Raw genomic sequence first — 1,700 nt, 5'->3', positions numbered from 1 at the left:
ATCAGCTGTAGTTCAGGTCAAACCATTACTAATTTTTATTAATTTATACTTTAAAAGAATTTAAAAATGAAAAATATTTTGTCAGTAGGAATATTCTATTCAGCTCTCTTGTGTAGCTCGTATTCCTCTTCTTCTTTTGCAGGCGTTGTGGACTTTAGCCAATGTGGTGCAAACTCTTCTTTCGCTATCGTCACTCAAAGCGAAGGACCAACCTATGCTTGTGGTGGGCTCGACACTGGCGTTGGTAACCCTATCAATGTACTCAATGGCAATAAGTTTGAAGCTGTGGAAGACTTTAAAGAACTTCCCTCATTTAAAGGTCTCTCCTTCTCTCGGTTTTATAATAGCCAAAGTCATGCCAATACTCCTTTCGGCTATGGTTGGTACAGCTCTTTTGATCTTAAACTTTATGAACAACCCGATATTATCCAAATTCGTCTTGAATCTGGGAAACGTATCAATTTCAAAAAAAATAGAATTAACTTAGGCAACAATCAGTTTGTTATTCGTGCGCTTCCTCTCAATCCTTCCGATGGCTGGATTGAAAAGAAAATTGATGGTTCTGGATGGGTTTGGCACAAAACTCAATCCAATCAAGATTATTTCTTTCAGTATTTAGGTGGGAAAGATCCTCATCTAGCACACATCACCAAGATTACTGCTCTCGCAGATATTGAAAAAAATGATCCTACTCTGAATTTTTCTTTTGCTTATGATCAGCAACAGCGCTTAGTTAGTGTTAAAAATGGGCAAGGCCAGCAGCTTAATTTCGCTTATTCAATAACCAAGTTTGGTTTACCTCAAATTGTTTTAACCACACCACTTGGTCAATATTTCTATTTTTTAGATCGTAATAACAATCTCGCTCAAGTCGTTTATCCTGATGGGCGCCGCTTTAAGTATAGTTATGATCCAAAGTTTCAAGGTGGGGATATTCATAATCTCACTGCAAAATCTATCTTTGATCGAACAACGAAAAAGTTTAAGTTACTCTCTCAATGGCAGTATGACAATCAAGATCGTGCTTTTTTAAGTCAACATGCGGGTGGTGTCGAAAAAGTCACCATTCAGTTTGATGTTCGTACTCGTCAAGATATGCCTGCAAATTATGCAGCGACTAAGTCTGTTTTTAAAAATATTGTGACCAATAGTTTAGGTCAAAAAACTGCTTATTCGTATCAAATTGAAGGTACTCAATTTCAGTTGTTAGAAAGTCTTGGTGCTGGTTGTGCCAGTTGTGGTACGGTCAATAAGCGTTATCGTTTTAATGCTCAAGGTTTAGTTGTTTATGCTGCTGATCTTGATTTATCTGGGAAAGCCATTCGTGCGATTGATCTGAAATATAATGATTTGGGTGAGGTATTGTCTAAAACTGTTTCTGGGATTGGTGTACAAGCTCAGACGACTTTTTATGAGTATGAGTCTTATCAACTTAAATCATCTAATGTATCAAACTTAGGCAATCCCCTTCTTGTCCAGTTGAATCAACGAGATGTTCGTCGTTTAAAAGCGGAATCACGTCAAAGTGTGGTTACTGGGAAAAAATACCGTAAGGAATTTGCTTATGATCAAAATAATCATCTGATCTCTGTAAAGGAAACGGGTTTCTCTCCTTTAGGTGATGTGTTAGTTCGGGAGTCTAAGTATGGTTATGATCAACACGGTCGGTTAGCTTGGGAGGATGGTCCTCTACCGAATGG

At 37.8% G+C, this 1,700-nt stretch carries 1 protein-coding gene; it reads left to right on the top strand.

Annotation, left to right across the window (positions count from 1 at the left end):
• Positions 1-66 precede the first annotated feature (66 nt).
• Positions 67-1,700 (top strand): DUF6531 domain-containing protein (locus tag GGG_RS20160; protein WP_010117874.1); only part of this gene is annotated, 1,634 nt, incomplete at its 3' end.

It is taken from the genome of Acinetobacter sp. P8-3-8, assembly GCF_000214135.1.
Lineage (GTDB): Bacteria > Pseudomonadota > Gammaproteobacteria > Pseudomonadales > Moraxellaceae > Acinetobacter.
Note: the sequence above shows the minus strand (reverse complement) of the source record. Positions and strands in the feature narration are given on the sequence as shown.